The organism is Mesorhizobium sp. WSM4823 (assembly GCF_055811195.1).
Genome location: NZ_JBVVQL010000058.1, coordinates 1 through 425, shown reverse-complemented (window position 1 = coordinate 425; position 425 = coordinate 1). Strand labels below are relative to the sequence as shown.

Below are 425 nucleotides of genomic sequence, written 5' to 3'. Positions count from 1 at the left end.
CGACCCGCGACGGGATCGTCCCAGAGCTTGCCGAGTTCGATGATCAACTCGGTGAGGGAGCCGCCGAACCTGTCCCACCTGGCAGCCAATTGCGCTGGCACCGACAGGCTTCCGACCATCACGCCATCGAGGACCACATTGGCGATGTCACGCGCCCATTTGCGTCCTGCCGGGAGGGCGCGCAGGGTCTGCGGGTCGATCGAGCGCGAGCCGCTGCCGCAATCCGACGCGGCGTTCCACAACGCGAACCATGCGAGTGCCTCGGAAGCGGTGCCGCCGTTCGCCTCGATCGCTCCATTGGCGTGTGCCGATGCCGGATGTTTGACCCTGGGATCAGGAGAAAAGCCGCGGGCGATCACGATTTCCGCATCGGCCAGCATCTGCATCGAATTGCGAGTGAGCGAGTTCGGGCTGGCCCGATAGAA

General features: G+C 64.9%; 1 pseudogene. It reads right to left on the bottom strand.

Features of this window, described 5'->3' with window-relative positions:
* Window positions 1–386, bottom strand: a pseudogene (locus tag AC0L26_RS32005) (hypothetical protein); the annotation flags it as partial.
* Window positions 387–425: the final 39 nt, after the last annotated feature.